The 17,620-nt window shown below is 58.5% G+C and carries 19 protein-coding genes and 3 tRNA genes; 16 read left to right on the plus strand and 6 right to left on the minus strand.

Translation table 11 applies throughout. From position 1 onward, the window contains the following. Positions 1-29 precede the first annotated feature (29 nt). Both H663_RS21455 and H663_RS21460 read left to right on the plus strand, forming a co-directional pair. Positions 30-317 (plus strand): CopG family ribbon-helix-helix protein, encoded by a 288-nt coding sequence (locus H663_RS21455; RefSeq protein WP_053174801.1) that lies wholly within the window; start codon positions 30-32, stop codon positions 315-317. Then, positions 317-598: a type II toxin-antitoxin system RelE/ParE family toxin gene (locus H663_RS21460; RefSeq protein WP_053174805.1), complete on the plus strand. Its 282-nt coding sequence runs from the start codon at positions 317-319 to the stop codon at positions 596-598. Before H663_RS21455 ends, H663_RS21460 begins: the two co-directional genes overlap by 1 nt. 185 nt (positions 599-783) lie before the next feature. On the opposite strand, the gene argG is transcribed toward H663_RS21460, so the two are convergent. From argG to H663_RS21480, 4 genes are all read right to left on the minus strand, one after another. After that, a complete protein-coding gene (gene argG, locus H663_RS21465) occupies positions 784-2,124 on the minus strand; it encodes an argininosuccinate synthase (RefSeq protein ID WP_053174808.1) in 1,341 nt (446 codons plus the stop codon). A gap of 7 nt (positions 2,125-2,131) precedes the next feature. Further along, the gene (gene ppnP, locus H663_RS21470; protein ID WP_053174810.1) at positions 2,132-2,449 is read right to left on the minus strand and encodes a pyrimidine/purine nucleoside phosphorylase; all 318 of its coding nucleotides are present in this window, start codon (positions 2,447-2,449) and stop codon (positions 2,132-2,134) included. Positions 2,450-2,571: 122 nt separating this feature from the next. Further along, positions 2,572-3,237, minus strand: a complete 666-nt coding sequence (locus H663_RS21475) for a glycine zipper 2TM domain-containing protein (protein ID WP_053174813.1) — start codon at positions 3,235-3,237, stop codon at positions 2,572-2,574. A gap of 89 nt (positions 3,238-3,326) precedes the next feature. Then, positions 3,327-3,671, minus strand: a complete 345-nt coding sequence (locus tag H663_RS21480) for an arsenate reductase (RefSeq protein ID WP_053176824.1) — start codon at positions 3,669-3,671, stop codon at positions 3,327-3,329. Between the two features lie 51 nt (positions 3,672-3,722). Between H663_RS21480 and folC the strand changes: the two genes are divergently transcribed. From folC to H663_RS21555, 14 genes are all read left to right on the plus strand, one after another. Next, on the plus strand, positions 3,723-5,012 hold the full coding sequence (folC, locus tag H663_RS21485) for a bifunctional tetrahydrofolate synthase/dihydrofolate synthase (RefSeq protein ID WP_053174815.1): 1,290 nt from the start codon (positions 3,723-3,725) through the stop codon (positions 5,010-5,012). 10 nt (positions 5,013-5,022) lie between these two features. Then, positions 5,023-5,847 (plus strand): SPOR domain-containing protein, encoded by an 825-nt coding sequence (locus tag H663_RS21490; protein ID WP_053174817.1) that lies wholly within the window; start codon positions 5,023-5,025, stop codon positions 5,845-5,847. 8 nt (positions 5,848-5,855) lie between these two features. After that, on the plus strand, positions 5,856-6,344 hold the full coding sequence (locus tag H663_RS21495; RefSeq protein WP_053176826.1) for a CvpA family protein: 489 nt from the start codon (positions 5,856-5,858) through the stop codon (positions 6,342-6,344). A 38-nt stretch (positions 6,345-6,382) separates the two neighbouring features. Next, positions 6,383-7,897, plus strand: a complete 1,515-nt coding sequence (gene purF / locus H663_RS21500; protein WP_053174820.1) for an amidophosphoribosyltransferase — start codon at positions 6,383-6,385, stop codon at positions 7,895-7,897. 8 nt (positions 7,898-7,905) lie between these two features. Next, a complete protein-coding gene (locus tag H663_RS21505; RefSeq protein WP_053174822.1) occupies positions 7,906-9,117 on the plus strand; it encodes an O-succinylhomoserine sulfhydrylase in 1,212 nt (403 codons plus the stop codon). Between the two features lie 45 nt (positions 9,118-9,162). After that, on the plus strand, positions 9,163-10,548 hold the full coding sequence (gene gltX, locus H663_RS21510) for a glutamate--tRNA ligase (protein WP_053174825.1): 1,386 nt from the start codon (positions 9,163-9,165) through the stop codon (positions 10,546-10,548). A gap of 76 nt (positions 10,549-10,624) precedes the next feature. Beyond that, a tRNA-Ala gene (locus tag H663_RS21515) sits at positions 10,625-10,700 on the plus strand. A gap of 38 nt (positions 10,701-10,738) precedes the next feature. Next, positions 10,739-10,814, plus strand: a tRNA-Glu gene (locus tag H663_RS21520). 49 nt (positions 10,815-10,863) lie between these two features. Then, positions 10,864-10,940 (plus strand) — tRNA-Asp (locus H663_RS21525). 255 nt (positions 10,941-11,195) lie between these two features. After that, on the plus strand, positions 11,196-11,345 hold the full coding sequence (locus H663_RS42015) for a hypothetical protein (RefSeq protein ID WP_205872660.1): 150 nt from the start codon (positions 11,196-11,198) through the stop codon (positions 11,343-11,345). 42 nt (positions 11,346-11,387) lie between these two features. Beyond that, positions 11,388-11,684, plus strand: a complete 297-nt coding sequence (locus H663_RS42020) for a tyrosine-type recombinase/integrase (protein ID WP_053174831.1) — start codon at positions 11,388-11,390, stop codon at positions 11,682-11,684. Positions 11,685-11,913: 229 nt separating this feature from the next. Beyond that, a complete protein-coding gene (locus tag H663_RS21535; protein WP_053174834.1) occupies positions 11,914-12,321 on the plus strand; it encodes a PaaI family thioesterase in 408 nt (135 codons plus the stop codon). Positions 12,322-12,839: 518 nt separating this feature from the next. Further along, positions 12,840-13,346, plus strand: a complete 507-nt coding sequence (locus H663_RS41215; RefSeq protein WP_133239937.1) for a transposase — start codon at positions 12,840-12,842, stop codon at positions 13,344-13,346. Further along, on the plus strand, positions 13,343-14,419 hold the full coding sequence (locus H663_RS21555; protein ID WP_116695774.1) for an IS3 family transposase: 1,077 nt from the start codon (positions 13,343-13,345) through the stop codon (positions 14,417-14,419). The genes H663_RS41215 and H663_RS21555 overlap by 4 nt, the downstream gene beginning before the upstream one ends. Before the next feature lie 445 nt (positions 14,420-14,864). Here H663_RS21555 and aptA read toward each other — a convergent pair whose 3' ends face one another. Both aptA and H663_RS21565 read right to left on the minus strand, forming a co-directional pair. Continuing rightward, complete coding sequence (gene aptA / locus H663_RS21560) at positions 14,865-16,199, minus strand: omega-aminotransferase AptA (RefSeq protein ID WP_053172660.1); 1,335 nt, start codon at positions 16,197-16,199, stop codon at positions 14,865-14,867. Positions 16,200-16,524: 325 nt separating this feature from the next. Beyond that, the gene (locus H663_RS21565) at positions 16,525-17,496 is read right to left on the minus strand and encodes an S-layer family protein (protein WP_133239938.1); all 972 of its coding nucleotides are present in this window, start codon (positions 17,494-17,496) and stop codon (positions 16,525-16,527) included. Positions 17,497-17,620 lie beyond the last annotated feature (124 nt).

Raw genomic sequence — 17,620 nt, forward strand, 5'->3', positions numbered from 1 at the left:
ACTTTGTTTGTAACACAAGAGGACGGGCCATGAGCGATGCCACTTTTACCTTTCGGGTTGAAGAGTCCCTGAAAGAGCAATTCACTTTGGCGGCCAAAGAGCGGGACCGCAGCGGTGCACAGTTGTTGCGAGATTTCATGCGGGAGTTCGTGCAGCAACAGCAAAGCGCCGCTGACCACGACGCTTGGTTCAGGCGGCAAGTTCAAGCGGGGATGGATTCGGCCAATGCCGGAAATTTGGTTGCCGCAGCTGATGTGGAAGCCAAGTTCTCCGCCCGTCGCGCCGCGACACGCAGCAAGCTTGAAGCGACTGGGTGATGGACTTGCTCTGGACCCCTGAGTCCATTCAGGACCGGGAGAGCATTTACGACTACATAGAGGCTGACAATCCGTTCGCAGCGTTGGTCATGGATGAGCTGTTTTCACAACAAGCATGCTTGTTGCTGGACCAATCTGGTTTGGGACGATTGGGCCGGGTAAGAGGTACGCGCGAGTGGGTAGTGCACCCAAATTACATATTGGTTTATGACCTTGTGAATGACCAAGTCCGTGTGTTGCGGGTGTTGCATGTAGCCAAGCGATGGCCACCGTCTGTATGAATTAGACCGCCCATAACGCAGCTTTGGCGCTGTGGACGGCCGGACCAGCCGATTTGGTGAGCGAAGCGAGTTATGAGGCTGGTCAGCTGGCCGCAGTGTCAAGGCTGCAAATGCCCGCAAAGCAAAAAAACCAGAAGACAACAAAAAACGGCCCTAAGGCCGTTTTTCACTGAAGCATCAAAGCATCACTTCTTACCGCTGCCATCCAGCTTGTAGATGTGCGGGCCTTCGCCCACCGACAACAAGCCAGCGTGCGCGTAGATGCCCAGCTTGGCGCGGGTGTCGACGATGTCGAGGTTGCGCATGGTCAGCTGGCCGATGCGGTCCAGCGGGCTGAACGGCGCGTCTTCCACTTTTTCCATGCTCAAACGCTCGGGGGCGTAAGTCAGGTTGGGCGATTCGGTGTTGAGGATGCTGTAGTCGTTGCCACGGCGCAGCTCCAGCGTCACGGTGCCGGTCACGGCGCGGGCCACCCAGCGCTGTGCGGTTTCGCGCAGCATGATGGACTGTGGGTCGAACCAGCGGCCTTGGTACAACAGACGGCCCAGGCGCAGGCCGTTAATGCGGTACTGCTCGATGGTGTCTTCGTTGTGGATACCGGTGACCAGGCGCTCGTAGGCGATGTGCAGCAGCGCCATGCCTGGGGCTTCGTAGATGCCGCGGCTCTTGGCTTCGATGATGCGGTTTTCGATCTGGTCGCTCATGCCCAAGCCGTGGCGGCCGCCGATTTCGTTGGCCTTGAGGAACAGCTCCACCGGGTCGGCGTATTCCACGCCATTCAGGGCCACGGGCATGCCTTCTTCAAAGCGCACGCTCACTTCTTCGGCCTTGACCTCGACTTCGGGCTTCCAGAACGCCACACCCATGATGGGGTTGACGATCTTCATGCCACTTTGCAGGCTTTCCAGGTCCTTGGCTTCGTGGGTCGCGCCCAGCATGTTGCTGTCGGTGGAGTAGGCCTTTTCGGCGCTCATCTTGTAGCCAAAGCCGTTGGCGGTCATGAAGGCGCTCATTTCGGCGCGGCCACCCAACTCGTCGATGAACAGCTGGTCCAGCCAAGGCTTGTAGATCTTGAGGCTCGGGTTGGTCAGCAAACCGTAGCGGTAAAAGCGCTCGATGTCGTTGCCCTTGAAGGTGGAGCCGTCGCCCCAGATGTTGACATCGTCTTCCTTCATCGCGGCCACCAGCATGGTGCCCGTGACGGCGCGGCCTAGCGGGGTGGTGTTGAAGTAGGTGATGCCGCCCGTTGAAATATGGAAGGCACCGCATTGAATGGCGGCAATGCCTTCGTGCGCCAGTTGGGTGCGGCAGTCGACCAGGCGGGCTTTTTCAGCGCCGTATTCCATCGCTTTGCGGGGAATCTCGTTGTAGTCCGACTCGTCAGGCTGGCCCAGGTTGGCGGTGTAGGCGTAGGGCAGGGCGCCCTTTTGCTTCATCCACAGCAGGGCGGCAGACGTGTCCAGGCCGCCCGAGAAGGCGATACCGACTTTTTGCCCTTTGGGCAGGTTTTGCAGGATGGTGCTCATGAGGGGTTCAACCGAAGTGGCAGATGTAGTGATAAGGCTCGGTCACGCGGATTTCGAACTTGGAGTTGCCGGGGATGCTGAACTCTTCGCCTGCGCTGGACTTGACCCACTCGGTGCTGCCGTCGAGCTTGTATTCGCAAAAGCCGCCCACGCATTCCATGATTTCGGGCGCACCGGTGTTGAAGGTGAGGGTGGCGGGCAAGATCACGCCCACCGACAGTTTGGTGCCGTCGGCCAGGGTCAGGCCGTGGCTGACGCATTTGCCGTCAAAGTAAACATTGGCTTGGGTGTTGACGGAGACGCCGTCGATGGTTTGGGTGGTCATGGTGTGCTGGATAAAGCGTAGGGGGCTGCAAATGAAACAGGGGCCTGATGTGGCCCCTGCGCTTGGGTCAAACAAACAACCCGCGATTTTAGGTCAGTTGAGGGGCTTTGCCTCTGCTGTCCTCAGCGCCAGTGGCCGTGTCGGTGGCCGTGGCGGTGGCCGCCGCCCCAGCCCCATCCCAGGTTGACGTGGGTGTAGACGGGCGGGTAAATGGTCGGATAAGTACGGTAAACCGGTGTCGGCACATAGACAACAGGGGCTTGTGTGTAAACGGTGGTTGTGGGCGCACTGACCACGGTTGGCCCGACAACGGGTGCCTCGGACCGTGGTGCACTCAGGGGGGTGACTTGCACCTGGATGGTGGGGCCGGGGTCTTGCGGCAATTGCACAGAGTATTGCTTGCCCGCATATTCGTAAACCACGTTGTAACCCACCAGGCGGTTTTCATACACGTTGTGTGTGCTGCAAGTGGTCTGGTTTTGCAGTTGGCTGCCGGGGTTTTCGATTTTGTCACCCATCACAGCGCCACCAATGAAGCCCACCATGGTGGCCAGGGCCTGGCCCGAGCCGCCGCCAATCTGGCTGCCAACAGCCCCTCCAGCAATGGCACCCATCAAGGCACCTGCACCGGAAGACGGGTTTTGCACGATCACCTGGGCCTGGCTGCAGGTTTGACGCGGAACGGTCACTTGTTGGTAAACCGCTGTGCGTGAAATCACTTGGCCGACCTCCTGGGCTTGTGCCCATCCGGCGGTGACCAGCAAAAGGGTACTCGTCAGTGTTTTCATGATGAGAATCTCCGTCAAATATGGCCTGAGTTTAACTGTGGTGCCTGCGTTGGTGCATGTTTGGCAGGTAAAGATCCGTTACAAAAAAATCATGCTGGCCACTGGTCAGGAACGTGACCGACGGTGATGCGCCCCGATGGCCAGGCGATCACCGGGCGTTTGATGGTGCTGGCATGTTGCTGCATCACTTGCTGGGCGCTGGCGCTGTCTGTCACGCCGCTGTGCACTGAAGGGTCGAGTTTGCGCCAGGTCGTGCCTTTGCGGTTGAGCACGGTTTCCCAGCCCGCAGCGCCCACCCAGGCGGCCAGTTCGGCAGCGGGAACGCCTTGTTTTTTGAAATCGTGGAAGGTGTAGCTCAGGCCGTGGTCGGTGAGCCAGGTGCGTGCTTTTTTCACGCTGTCGCAGTTGGGGATGCCGTAAACAGTCAGTTCCATGGGGGCTTTGTTCAAGATGAAAGTGTTGAGAGTGGGCGACAATCGCCGCCTATGAAGACTCTACAGGAATGGCTCGACTGGTGCGAGCAACTACACCCCGTGGCCATTGACATGGGGCTGGACCGCGTGAAAACCGTGGCTGACCGCATGGCTTTGAAGTTCGAGTGCCCGGTCATCACCGTGGCGGGCACCAACGGCAAGGGTTCGACTTGCGCCATGCTCGAAGCCATTTTGTTGCAAGCGGGTTACCGCACTGGCGTCTACACCTCGCCGCACTTGGTGCATTTTGAGGAGCGATGCCGTTTGCACGGCGAGTCCGCGTCTGCCCAGGCGCTGGCTGAGGCATTTGCGGCGGTCGATGCAGTGCGTGGCGATGTCAGCCTGACTTATTTCGAGTTCAGCACCCTGGCCATCTTGCATCTCATGGCCCGCTCCCATCTGGATGTGGCCATTTTGGAAGTGGGTCTGGGTGGGCGCCTGGATGCGGTCAACATCATCGACGCCAATTGCGCGGTGATCACCAGCATCGACATTGACCACACCGCCATTTTGGGCAAAGACCGCGAAAGCATTGGTTTTGAGAAGGCGGGCATCATGCGCGCCGGGCACCCTGTGGTGGTCAGCGATCCGGTGCCGCCGCAAAGCGTGCTGGACCATGCTGCGGCCATTGGTGCTGACCTGTGGCGTTTTGGGCAGGATTTCAATTTCTCGGGGGACAAGTTGCAATGGGCCTGGGCAGGACGTGGGCGTCGTTACAGCGGCATGGCTTATCCGGCCTTGCGCGGGGCGAACCAGTTGGTCAATGCCTCAGGCGTGCTGGCGGCTCTGGACGCGCTGCGTCCGCGCATTCCCGTCACCGCTCAGGCTGTGCGCAACGGTCTGGCCATGGTCGAGTTGCCTGGGCGCTTTCAGATCGTGCCTGGTGAGCCGGTGCTGGTCCTGGATGTGGCGCACAACCCCCATTCGGTGGCGGCGCTGGCCGTCAATCTGGACGCCATGGGTTTTTATCCCACGACCCATGCGGTGGTGGGGGCCATGGCTGACAAGGACTTGCAGTCGATGTTGCAGCGGGTCAACCCCATGATTGACCGTTGGTATTTCACCGACTTGCCCTTGCCCAGGGCGGCCAAGGCGGTCGATTTGCAGCGGATCTGGGGGGCGCAAAACCAGCGTGCGGATGCCTCGTCCAGCGTTCATCCGGACCCCATGACGGCGCTGCAGGCAGCCATGGAGGCGGCCAACCCGGCTGATAGAATCATCGTCTTTGGCTCCTTTTACACCGTGGGCGGTGTTTTGCAAGAGGGAATTCCCCGCCTTCAAGCCAAACACCTCAGCCCCTGAGCACACAGCCATGGCCTTTTTCAAGTTCCGTTTGCCCGGTCAAGCCGCTTCGGTCGAGGCGGTTCCCTCCGGGCCTAGCCAAAACATCGACATCGTTCGCAGGCGGGCACGGCATCGCCTGATGGGTGCTGTGGTGCTGGTGTTGGTGGCGGTGGTGGGCTTTCCCTTGTTGTTTGATACCCAGCCCCGGCCGGTGGCAGTGGACACGCCCATCGTGATTCCTGATCGCCAGACGGCCTCGCCTTTGACCAGCCCTCAAGCGGTGCCCTCTGCTCAAGCCCCGGCCAAACCTCTGTTGCCCGCATCTGATTCTGTGCCTGCTCATGCCAGCTTGGATGCGCGTGAGGAAGTCGTCTTGCCGGTGCCTGAGCCTGCTGCCGTGATGGCGCAAGCGGGCAAGCCTGCAGCCCCTAAAGCACAGACCACGGTGCCCGCCACCGAAGCACCTGCCGACAAACCCAAAGACACAGCCCCAAAACCTGAGGTCAAACCGACTTCCCCCGCAAAACCCGACAAACCTGCCCCGGCAACTGTGGTCAAGCCTCCGGATGACGGCAGCAAGGCGCAAGCCTTGCTGGAGGGTAAACCCGTCAAACCAGCGGTTGAGCGCGTGGTCATTCAAGTCGGGGCCTTCACCGATGCTGACAAAGTACAAGATGCGCGCCGCAAACTGGAGCAGTCCGGCTTCAAGACTTACACCCAGGTGGTCGATGGCAAAGAGGGCAAAAAAACCACCCGCGTGCGCGTGGGGCCCTTTGACAACCGTGATGATGCAGAGAAGGCGGCTGCCCGCATTCGCAAACTTGACTTTGCGCCTTCGATTCTGAAGATTTGACGATGGAGATGGTGCTCACCGACTGGATGCTGCTGGGCGTGCTGGCCCTGTCCATGGTGCTCGGGTTTTGGCGCGGATTCGTGTTTGAGGTTTTGTCCCTGGCAGGCTGGGTGGCGGCTTTTGTGGGTGCGCAGTGGCTGGCCGTTGATGTGATTGACTGGTTGCCTTTTGTCAAAGGCGCGTCCGCTGCGGTGCAATACGCTGTGGCCTTTGTGGTGGTTTTTGTGCTCATTTTGCTGGCTGTGGGCGTGCTGACCTGGCTGATCAAAAAACTGGTGGAAAGCGTGGGTTTGCGCCCTGTGGACCGCGTCTTGGGGGCCGGTTTTGGTTTGGCCCGAGGGGTGGTGTTGTTGCTGGCGTTGACCGTGGTGGTGCAATTGACCGGGCTGTCGGGGGGGGATTGGTGGCAATCTGCCCGGGGTCCGGCCTTTCTGGACATCACGCTTGAGGGTTTGAAGCCTTTGTTGCCCGCAGCCTTTGTGAAATATTTGCCCTGAGTGTTTCGGGGTGGTTCGATTTTTGAACGGAAGTAAGTATGTGTGGAATTGTTGGCGTTGTGAGCAGCGCACCGGTCAATCAGCTGATTTATGACGCTTTGCTGCTCTTGCAGCATCGCGGTCAGGATGCGGCAGGCATCGTCACCCAGCTGGACCGCAAATTTTTCATGCACAAGGCCAAAGGCATGGTGCGTGATGTGTTTCGCACGCGCAACATGCGGGCGCTGCCTGGCAACTGCGGTCTGGGTCAGGTGCGCTACCCCACCGCGGGCAATGCCTTCAGCGAAGAAGAGGCCCAGCCTTTTTATGTGAATGCCCCGTTTGGCTTGGTGTTGGTGCACAACGGCAACTTGACCAATGCACATGCGCTCAAGGCCGAGTTGTTTTCCAATGACCATCGCCACATCAACACCGAGAGCGATTCCGAGGTGCTGCTCAACGTGTTGGCTCACGAACTGGAAAAGACCACCCGCGGCTTGCCCCTGAAGCCCGGCGATGTGTTTGAAGCGGTGCGCGGTGTGAACCGCCGCGTCAAAGGCTCTTATGCCGTGATCGCCCTGATCGCGGGCCATGGCCTGCTGGCTTTCAGAGACCCGCACGGCATCCGCCCACTGTGCCTGGGTCGTGGTGCCGACGGCAGCATCATGCTGGCCAGCGAGTCGGTGGCGCTGGACGGCACCACGCACCAATTTGAGCGCGATGTGGCCCCGGGCGAAGCGATTTTTGTGGACCTGCAAGGCCAGTTGCACAGCCAAGCCTGCTCGGACAAGGCGCAGTTGAGCCCCTGTATTTTTGAATACGTGTACCTGGCCCGCCCTGACTCGACCATGGACGGCATTTCGGTGTACCAAGCCCGTTTGAATTTGGGTGAGACGCTGGCCAAGCGTGTGATCTCCACTGTGCCGCCCAATGACATTGATGTGGTGATCCCGATCCCCGAGTCGAGTCGCCCCAGTGCCATGCAACTGGCACACCTGCTGGGCATCCCTTACCGTGAAGGCTTTGTGAAAAACCGTTACGTGGGCCGCACCTTCATCATGCCGGGCCAGTCTGTGCGCAAGAAGTCTGTACGCCAAAAGCTCAACACCATCGTCAGCGAGTTCAAGGGTCGCAATGTGTTGTTGGTGGATGACTCCATCGTGCGCGGCACCACCAGCCGCGAAATCGTGCAAATGGCGCGTGACGCCGGTGCACGCAAGGTCTACATGGCCAGCGCTGCGCCACCCGTGCGTTACCCCAATGTGTACGGCATCGACATGCCCACCAAGGAAGAGCTGGTGGCGCATGGCCGCAGCATCGAAGAAATCCGTCAAATCATTGGCTGCGACGCCCTGATTTATCAGGACGTGGACGCCATGAAGTCGGCCGTGGCCCAGGCCCGTGTCTCGGGTGCCGGTGCTTTGTCGGCATTTGACGCCTCATGTTTTGACGGTGTCTATGTGACCGGCGACATCTCGGCGGACGACATCAGCCGTCTGAACGAGTCGCGCCCTCAGACCGAAGAGGGCGCCGAAGACAATTCGCGTTTGGCTTTGCCCAACGCCAGCGAGTGAGGACCCGCATGACCGCAAAAACACGATTGGACGATCTGCACATCGAGACCCTGGCTGTGCGAGCCGCAGTGGAGCGCAGCCAATACGGCGAAAACTCCGAAGCCCTGTACCTGACCAGCGGCTACGTGCAACCCACGGCCGCTGCCGCCGCTGCCCGCTTTGCGGGCGATGAAGAGGGCTACACCTACGGCCGCTACGGCAACCCCACCGTGAGCAGCATGGAAATGCGCCTGGCCGCACTAGAAGGCACTGAAGCCGCCATGGGCACGGCATCCGGTATGGCTGCCATCCTGATGATGTGCATGGGCCTCTTGAAGGCGGGCGACCATGTGGTGTGCTCGCGCTCCATGTTCGGCTCGACCATCAAACTCATTGGTTCAGACCTTGCCAAGTTCGGGGTGGAGTCCAGTTTTGTCTCGCAAACCGACTTGAACGAATGGCAAGCGGCGGTCCGCCCAAATACCCGATTGCTGTTTGCCGAGACGCCCACCAACCCGCTGACCGAAGTGTGCGATATCCAGGCCCTGGCCGACATTGCCCACAATGCAGGCGCTTTGTTTGCCGTGGACAACTGCTTTGCCACGCCCGCCTTGCAACGCCCTGTGGCCATGGGGGCCGACATCATCATGCACTCGGGCACCAAATACCTGGACGGGCAGGGCAGGGTGATGGCAGGGGCGCTGTGCGCATCCCAGGAAATGATCACCGAGAAGTTTTTGCCTGTGCTCAAAAGCGGCGGCATGACGCTCGCGCCTTTCAATGCGTGGGTGGTACTCAAGGGGATGGAGACCCTTGACTTGCGCATGCGTGCCCAAACGGCCCGTGCGCAAATTTTGGCCGAATGGCTGGAAAAGCACCCCGCCGTGGCGCGTGTGCACTACCCTGGCTTGGCCAGCCACCCTCAGCACGACTTGGCCATGCGCCAGATGTCGGGCCTGGGCGGCGCGGTCTTGTCCTTTGATGTGAAAGCCGAGGGCCCCGAGCAATCGCGCCAACGTGCTTTCCATGTGATGGACCAAATGCAAATGCTGTCTCTGGCCACCAACCTGGGTGACACCAAAACCATGGTGGCGCACCCGGCCAGCACCTCGCACGGCCGACTGACGGAGGCGCAGCGCCAAGCCGCTGGCATTGGGCAAGGCCTGATCCGAGTAGCCGTGGGTCTGGAGTACCCGCAAGACGTCCAGGCCGATCTGACCCGTGGCCTCGACACTTTTTGATATCCCAATAAGGGGCCGTTGGCGGCCCCTTCCTGAGCTGAAACCATGACCAAAATCCGCACCCGCATCGCCCCGTCTCCCACGGGGTTTCTGCATTTGGGCACCGCCCGCACCGCTTTGTATTCCTGGGCCTACGCTCGCCACTACGGCGGCGAGTTCGTGCTGCGCATCGAAGACACCGACGTGGCCCGCTCCACGCAAGACTCGGTCGACCAGATCCTGCAATCCATGCACTGGCTGGGCCTGAACTACGACGAAGGCCCGATCTACCAAATGCAGCGCTTGGAGCGCTACCAGGCTGTGATTGATCAGATGCTGGCCGCAGGCACGGCTTACAGCTGCTATTGCACGCCCGAAAACCTGGAGGCCATGAAAGCCGCCCAGGAAGCGCGTGGCGAAAAGCGTTTGTACGACCGCACTTGGCGTCCGGCACCGGGCAAGGTGCTGCCGCCTGTGCCTGCTGGCGTGAAGCCGGTGATTCGTTTTGCCAATCCGGTCGACGGCGTGGTGAGCTGGGACGATCTGGTCAAAGGCCCGATCAGCATCAGCAACACCGAAATCGACGACCTGATCATCCAAAGAGCCGATGGTGTGCCCACCTACAACTTCGCGGTGGTGGTGGACGATTGGGACATGGCCATCAGCCATGTGTTCCGAGGTGACGAGCACATCAACAACACGCCTTGGCAAATCAATATGTACCGAGCCCTGGGCGCTGCTCTGCCGCAGTTCGGTCACCTGCCCGTCATCTTGGGTGACGATGGCCAGAAACTGTCCAAGCGCCGAGGCGCCGTAGCCGTGTCCAACTACGACGAAGCGGGCTACCTGCCCGAAGCCATGAACAACTACCTGGCCCGTCTGGGTTGGAGCCATGGCGATGACGAACTGTTCAGCCTCGATCAAATGGTGCAGTGGTTCGATGGCACCCATCTGTCCAAGAGCCCTGCGCAATGGGATGCGGCCAAGCTGGCCTGGGTCAACGCCCAGCACCTCAAGGCCATGGATGACGCCGTGCTGGCCTCCAGGGTTCAACCCTTCCTGGTCAAGCTCGGTGTGACGGCCGACGAGCGCCTGACGGCCATCTGTGGCTTGTTCAAAGACCGCTGCGAGACGCTGGTGGTGCTGGCCAAATGGGTCAGCGCTTTCTACATCGAGGTGGTGCCCAATGCCGAAGAAAAAGCGCAACATGTGACTGATGCGGTCAAGCCTGCGCTGGCGCTGCTGGCCGACAAATTGGCCGTGTGTGATTGGGACAAGGCATCCATCTCTGCTGCAATCAAAGAAGTGCTGGCGGCTACCGGACTCAAAATGCCGCACTTGGCCATGCCTGTGCGCGTGTTGGTCATGGGCACCGCCCAGACCCCATCGCTTGATGCGGTACTTCTTTTAAATAAAAGAGAAAAAATTCTGGCCTGTTTGCAAAACGCTTAAAAACCTGTCTATAATTCAAGTCTCGACACCAACGAGGCATAACGGTAAAGCAGAAATGCAAAACGTTGTACCAAAGGGGGGTATAGCTCAGCTGGGAGAGCGCTTGCATGGCATGCAAGAGGTCAGCGGTTCGATCCCGCTTACCTCCACCAAAGTGTCGAAAAGATTCGAAAGAATCAGTCCAGGTTATGACCCTATCGTCTAGAGGCCTAGGACATCACCCTTTCACGGTGAGTACCGGGGTTCGAATCCCCGTAGGGTCGCCAAGTTTGTAGCACTTGGCTTTAACGCAAGTTAGAGCAAAGCTATCTACCAGGAGTGGTAGTTCAGTTGGTTAGAATACCGGCCTGTCACGCCGGGGGTCGCGGGTTCGAGTCCCGTCCACTCCGCCATTTTCCATAATGGTTCCCTTGAAAATGCCCACTAACATAGTGGGCATTTTTTATTCCAAATTGGAATACGTTGATACATGACGCTCAAGCTTTGCTTCAGGCGGATCACAGTAACCCCCTTGCCCCTTGTCCGAAATGCGCCTGAACCAGCGCACCCAAGCTGCAGCTTCACTCGCTTGAGCATCTTCGTTGGACGAAGCCGCTACGCGGAGCGGGCTTGCCGCAACAGCTCTGACCCACTTTTTCAGCGACCTGATGGCCTCCCATTCCTCGAGCGCCGTCAAACTCGATCTTTACGGCTTCAAGTTCTTTAACTTGTACTTGCTGGGCAAACGCTGGAGCAGCCCGAACTTCATCAAATCCCCCAAGGTTCAGCATTTGCTTGACATCGTCACCGTGGAATAAGCGCAAACGCAGTTTGCCGCCACTCGGGTGTTGAGTTGCCGAGTGTTTTTCTTCACGCTCTACAGCATGGGATTGCGTCTGAGCGAAGGCTTGGCGTTGAAGGTCGCCGACATTGATGCGGTCCGCAAGCGCGAACATGTTCGAGACTCCAAAGGTAACCGTGATCGGCGGGTTCCCTTGCCCGCAGCCACGCTTTCGGTGCAGCGCCGCTTTTGGACCACGCACCGAAACCCCGAGCTGATGTTTCCCAATCGCCTGGGTGGATTGAAGGGCGAGCATGCGGCACGTACACCGCTCGACTGGGGCGGCTTGCAAAAGACACTGCAGAGCGGTGGATGACGATTGGCTTTTTCAAAGCGTCACTTATTTCTGAGCAGGGGTCTTGCAGATCGAGCCCCTCCGATATTGCAAATCGAAAGACTTGCGTGCTGATCTCTCGCATGCGATGGGCAGTATCTGCTATGTGTGTTGGCCTTCATTAGAAAACTGTAAGCTTTATTCTTGGCAGGCTTAAAACCCAAAGAGATTACACAGACGGCATCAAAACCCATGACCAAGGAGTCAGGTGATGGACGATATCCAAGCATTCGCTCGGCAGGTCTTTGCAAGTCAACCCTTCAGTCAATTCATCGGTGCTGAACTGACGCAGTCGAGTGAAGACAGCGCCGAGCTGACGCTCTCCATTCGGGACCACCACAAGCAGCAGCATGGTTTTGTTCATGGTGGTGTGATCAGCTATCTTGCAGACAATGCCATCACCTTCGCTGGTGGTTTGGCTCTAGGTGGAAATGCGCTGACTTCGGAATTCAAAATCAACTATGTCCGTCCTGCCGTTGGCTTGTATTTGGTTGCACGGGCGCAAGCGCGCAGCGTAGGCAAGCGGATGGCCATTTGCCAGTGCGAGATTTATGCAGTCGATGATGACTCGGAAAAACTGTGCGCCCTCGCACAGGGAACTGTTGTTCTGGCTGTTTGAGTCCTTTACTCATCACCAAGGAGATAGCAAACTGGGCTAGTCATAAGCCCTCTTCTATCTCATTAAGGAGATCATCATTCTTCATCGTACCCGTCAAACAGATGGCCGAAGAGGGGCAATAGTTGGCTGGTGGTTTGAAGTCAGCAAACAGGTCGGACTTAAGTGACTCGCAAATAGTGGAATTGATGCTTACGTCAACTTCAAAAGTAAACCATCTTTTGGCGGGCTGGTAGGGCATTTAGCTCGCTCTCTACTTCGTGTCTTTGACCTGAATTTGGTCTAAGTTTGAACTTGTATGGCCAAAGTATCACCCCTACGATTCACCACAACCCTGAGTCATACGACAGGTGTTCACATAAAAAAAGGAGACGAACAGTGGGACATTGGGACAAATTGTCAACCGACGAGACCGCGTTGCTCCAGGCCATTTTTTGGTCAAATGGCAGTTCCCCCCTGTGTCAGACTAGTTGTCGTCTCTCTTCTTTTTCCAAGCGGACTCTCCGCTGAGGCGATAAATAATGAAACATGCTCCGTATCCCACTGAATTTATTGAACAATCATTGCGTAAGGCTCGCGAGCGCGGCGATCAAACTCTGGTCAGCGTTGCAGTTGAACTGAATGTTCCTCTGACAACCTTGAAGGGTTGGCGCCGAGATGCCGCCAAAGCTGCAAGGGGGGGGCCCCATGTAGCCCACCCTTTGCACGGCGAACTTTCTGCCCAAGCTTGGGCCCCCCGCGAACGCCTTCAAGCGCTTAACGAAAGCCATCTGCTCGTGGGTGATGATCTGCATGCTTGGTGCCGCCACAAGGGGCTGTACGCACACCAGCTGCAGACTTGGCGTGATGCCTTTTGTGCAATGAGCGAGCCCAGCGCCAAGCAAAATCTGGGTGCCATGCGAGAGCTGCAGGGCAAACACGATCAGCTGGAGCGGCAATTGCGTCGCAAGGACAAAGCTTTAGCGGAGGCTGCAGCACTGCTGATATTGCAAAAAAAATTCCAGGCGCTGTGGGCGGACGAGGCATGATGAACTCCACCCTACAGCGCCAAATCCTTTTGCCATTGATCGAGCAGGCTATCGCTGATGGTGCCCGCGCTCAACAGGCCTGCGCCCAAATTGGCATGAGCGTTCGCACCTTGCAGCGCTGGGTACACCCTAGTGGGCACGAAGGAGACCGGCGTGTCAGCAAGCTACGTGCGCACAGCGTGCCGCCAAACCAGCTCAGTCAAGCTGAGCGAGAGGCCGCGATGAGCGTGCTTAACAGCGAGGAGTTCAAAGATTTGCCACCCAGCCAAATCGTGCCTCGCTTGGCCGACCAGGGCAAGTACGTGTGCAGTGAATCGACGATGTACCGACTGCTCCATTGCGCCCAGCAGATGGGCCATCGCCGCCTGGAGCGTGTGCCGCGCAAGGTGAGCAAGCCGCGCGCATTGGTCGCTACCGAGCCCGATCAAGTCTATTGTTGGGACATTACCTATTTGCCCACTCAGGTGCGAGGAATGCATTTCTACCTCTACCTTTTTGTGGATATCTTCAGCCGAAAAATTGTCGGCTGGCAGGTATTTGATTGTGAGAGCGCACAGCTGGCCGCCGATTTGCTTCGTGATATCTGCGAGCGCCAATGCATTCCCGAAGGGCAGCTCACGGTGCATTCAGACAATGGCTCGCCGATGAAGGGTGAGACCATGCTGGCGACAATGTGGCGCTTGGGTATCACGCCTTCGCGCAGTCGGCCCTCAGTCAGCAATGACAACCCCTACTCGGAATCGCTGTTCCGAACTCTCAAGTTCCGCCCGCAGCTACCTCTGGGGCCCTTTACCGACATCTTGCATGCGCGCCGCTGGGTGACAGATTTGGTCCATTGGTACAACACCGAGCACAGGCACAGCGCCATTCGTTTTGTAACCCCAACTCAGCGCCACGCAGGGCTTGACGGGCCAATGCTTGCAAAGCGCGAGGATGTTTACGCTGCTGCACGACAGGCCAATCCGAACCGATGGTCCGCAACTGCACGCAATTGGCACCCGGTCAACGAAGTCCACCTCAATCCCCATACCCCTAAACCCACGGAGAACAAAAACTTACGAAAACCAGCCTGAACCACCAAAATAAATGCGACAACTAGCTTGAAAACGGCCGCAACTGTGTGATCGAACGACAAAGCCCACATCGGCCACATGTGCAGGACAAGCCAACGTCGGACTCTGCGAGTACCGACCTACGAAAACTTACAGTGAGCCGCTCCCTGTAGGTCGGCGGTCGAAGACCTCGACAACTGTGTGATCGAACGACAAAGCCTGCATCGATCGCATGCGTCTGGCTGCCAACGTCGGACTCTGCGAGTACCGATGAAGACCTGCAGTGATCCGCCCCCGTAGGTCGGCGGTCGAAGACCCCGACAACTGTGTGATGGACCGGCAAGGCCCACATCGGCCGCATGTGCAGGACAAGCCAACGTCGGACTCTGCGAGTACCGACCTACGGGGCAGTGGCTGGAATTGCAGGGCAGCGTTAGCGCGGTCCCTGCGAGCTGCTGAATCCTACTCAGGCATGCCGACGAATGCTGTCGGCCACCGTCTGCACGATCTGGTCGATGTGCGCGTCTTCCACGATGTAGGGCGGGCAAATGACGATGTTCTCGCCAGCAGGGCGCACCCAAACACCTTTGTGGAAACAATCCATGAAGATGTCATAGGCCCGTTTGCCAGGCGTGCCCGGGATGCTGGCCAGCTCCACCGCCCCGGCCAAGCCCAGCGTGCGGATGCTGATGACATTGGGCAGCCCCTTGAAGGCGCTGTGCATGGCGTCGCCCAGCACCCGGCCCTGTTGCCCCGCACGGGCAAACAGGTTTTCTTCCTTCATCAAATCGAGCGTGGCAATCGCGGCTGCGCAAGCCACCGGATGGCCGGAATAGGTGTAGCCGTGGAAGAACTCGATGGCATGCTGCGGCGAATTGGCATTCATCATCGCGTCGTAGATGAAGTCACGGCAGATCACGCCGCCCAGCGGGATCACGCCGTTCGTCACCGCCTTGGCAAAGTTCAACATGTCGGGCACCACGCCATAGTAGTCGGACGCAAAGTTCACGCCCAGACGGCCAAAGCCGGTGATGACCTCGTCAAAAATCAGCAAGATTCCATGCTTGTCGCAAATCTCGCGCAGGCGCTTCACATAGCCTTGGGGCGGGATGTACCAACCCGCACTGCCCGCGATTGGCTCGACGATCACGGCGGCGATGTTGCTGGGGTCATGCAGCACCAGGATGCGGTTTTCCAACTCCAGCAGCGGGTCTTCGGCCCACACCGGTTCCTCGTGGTGGATGTAGGCGTGGTTCACCGGGTCGTGGATGAAACGCATGTGGTCAACCCGGGGCAGCAGTTGCGCACCGAATGCCTTGCGGTTGGCCGGCAGGCCGCCCACGCTCATGCCGCCAAAGTTGACGCCGTGGTAACCCTTTTCGCGGCCAATGAACACCGTGCGGTGGCCTTCGCCCCGGGCGCGGTGGTAGGCCAGGGCCACTTTCAAAGCGGTGTCGGCCGCTTCTGACCCCGAGTTGCAAAACAGCACCTTGTTCAAGTCACCCGGTGCCATGTCGGCAATCATCTGCGCCGCCTTGAAAGCCTTGTCGTTACTGGCCTGAAAGGCCGTGGCGTAGTCCAGCGTGTCCAGCTGATTTTTGATGGCTTCGTTGATCGGGCGGCGGTTGTGGCCCGCGCCCACACACCACAGGCTCGAGATGCCGTCGATCACTTTCTTGCCATCGTGCGTGGTGAAGTGCATGCCCTCTGCGCCCACGAACACGCGGGGGTCCTGGCGGAAAGTGCGGTTGGGGGTAAAGGGCAACCACTGGTTGTCCATGTTCAGGTCGGTGTGGGCCATGGCAAAACTCCTTCAAATCAGTTCAGCCAAGCAGTTTAAATGGCGCACCGTCAGTGAGCAGCGCTTAAGCGACATGATTGATTCGAGCCTGTGAAGTGTTCAATGCTCAAAGATGTTGTAGGTCGGCGGTCGAAGACCCCGACTTGGGCCTGTGCCCAAACCCATCATGTCGGACTCTGTAAGTACCGACCTACGAGATGAAAATCTCACACCGTACATCTGTGGCTTCAGCACCGACATGCGCCATGCGCCGAAGCCCGCAAAGTCTGGGCTAAAGCCACCGACCTACAAGCACTTTGACCAATGAATACTTCTGGGAGCCGGTTCAATAGCCATTGATCAGCCTGATGCTCGCCTGTGCGGCCAAGCTGGCAAAGGCTGCATTGGTCAATGCGCTGGTCGTTGCACCCGTGGTGCCCAGCAAGTTGGCGCCCATGCCTCCTGTGGCCCATGCCACAGCCACGCTGAGCAAAGCCGCCCCCGCAGGCGTCAAGCCCTCTTGCTTGTAGTCCCACTTGTCATGCGCCAGCTTCACCGGCTGCCAGTTCACGTCGCTGCGCGCTGCCAGCTCGTTCAAGTAAGCCATGCCCGGCTGGGCGCTAAGCGTGGCGATCTGACTCCTGAAGTCGCCTTCTGGAATCTGCACGGTGATGCCGCCGGGGGCTTTGAAGGGCGTGTTCACGGTGCCGGTGAAGCTGGGCAGGGTCAGCGTTTCGGTGTGGCTGCCTTGGTTGATCTGCTTTTGCCAGACGACGTAGTTGGACTCTTTGGTGCGCTGGTGGAAGACGCTGGTTTTGACGCCTTCCAAAATGATGCGGGCGTCGGCGCGGGCTTTTTCTCCGACACCGGCTTGGATGTCGCGGCTGTAGTAGTTGGCAATGGTGCCTTGATACAGCTGGTCACCACCAGACCAGCTGGTCAGGTTGCCGTTTCTGGCATACAAGTTGGTCACCATGGGCGTGCTGATGCGCGTGGTGTTGTGCTCGGTGGATTTGTTTAAGCGGATGCCGATCCAGCTGCTTTTCTTGAACGTGGTGTCATTGTGGTCGGTTTCGTTCTTGACGGCGTAGTACAGGGCCTGGTCACCGGCTTCGATCTTGAGGTTGTTGCTGGCATTGAGCCTGCTGGCGTAGGTCTCAACGTTATTGCCCGCTTTGATCTCGATGTTGCGGGCATTGACGCTCACGGGGTTGACGTTGCGCCAGGCACGGTCGTGGTAAGTGGTCCAAGTGGTTGTTTTGCCCCACCAGGTCCTATTCCAGCCAGTGGATGTGGCCGCGTGCACCCTGTCGGACATCACCGCCTCCAGACGCACATGGCCCAAGGCTTGCAGTGAGGCGGTGGCCTTGAGGACAGGTTTGGGAGAATGCCACGCGATGGGGTGATTGGTACCCCAATATGCCTGTCAATAGGACAAAGCC

The organism is Limnohabitans planktonicus II-D5 (assembly GCF_001270065.2).
Classification (GTDB): domain Bacteria; phylum Pseudomonadota; class Gammaproteobacteria; order Burkholderiales; family Burkholderiaceae_C; genus Limnohabitans_A; species Limnohabitans_A planktonicus.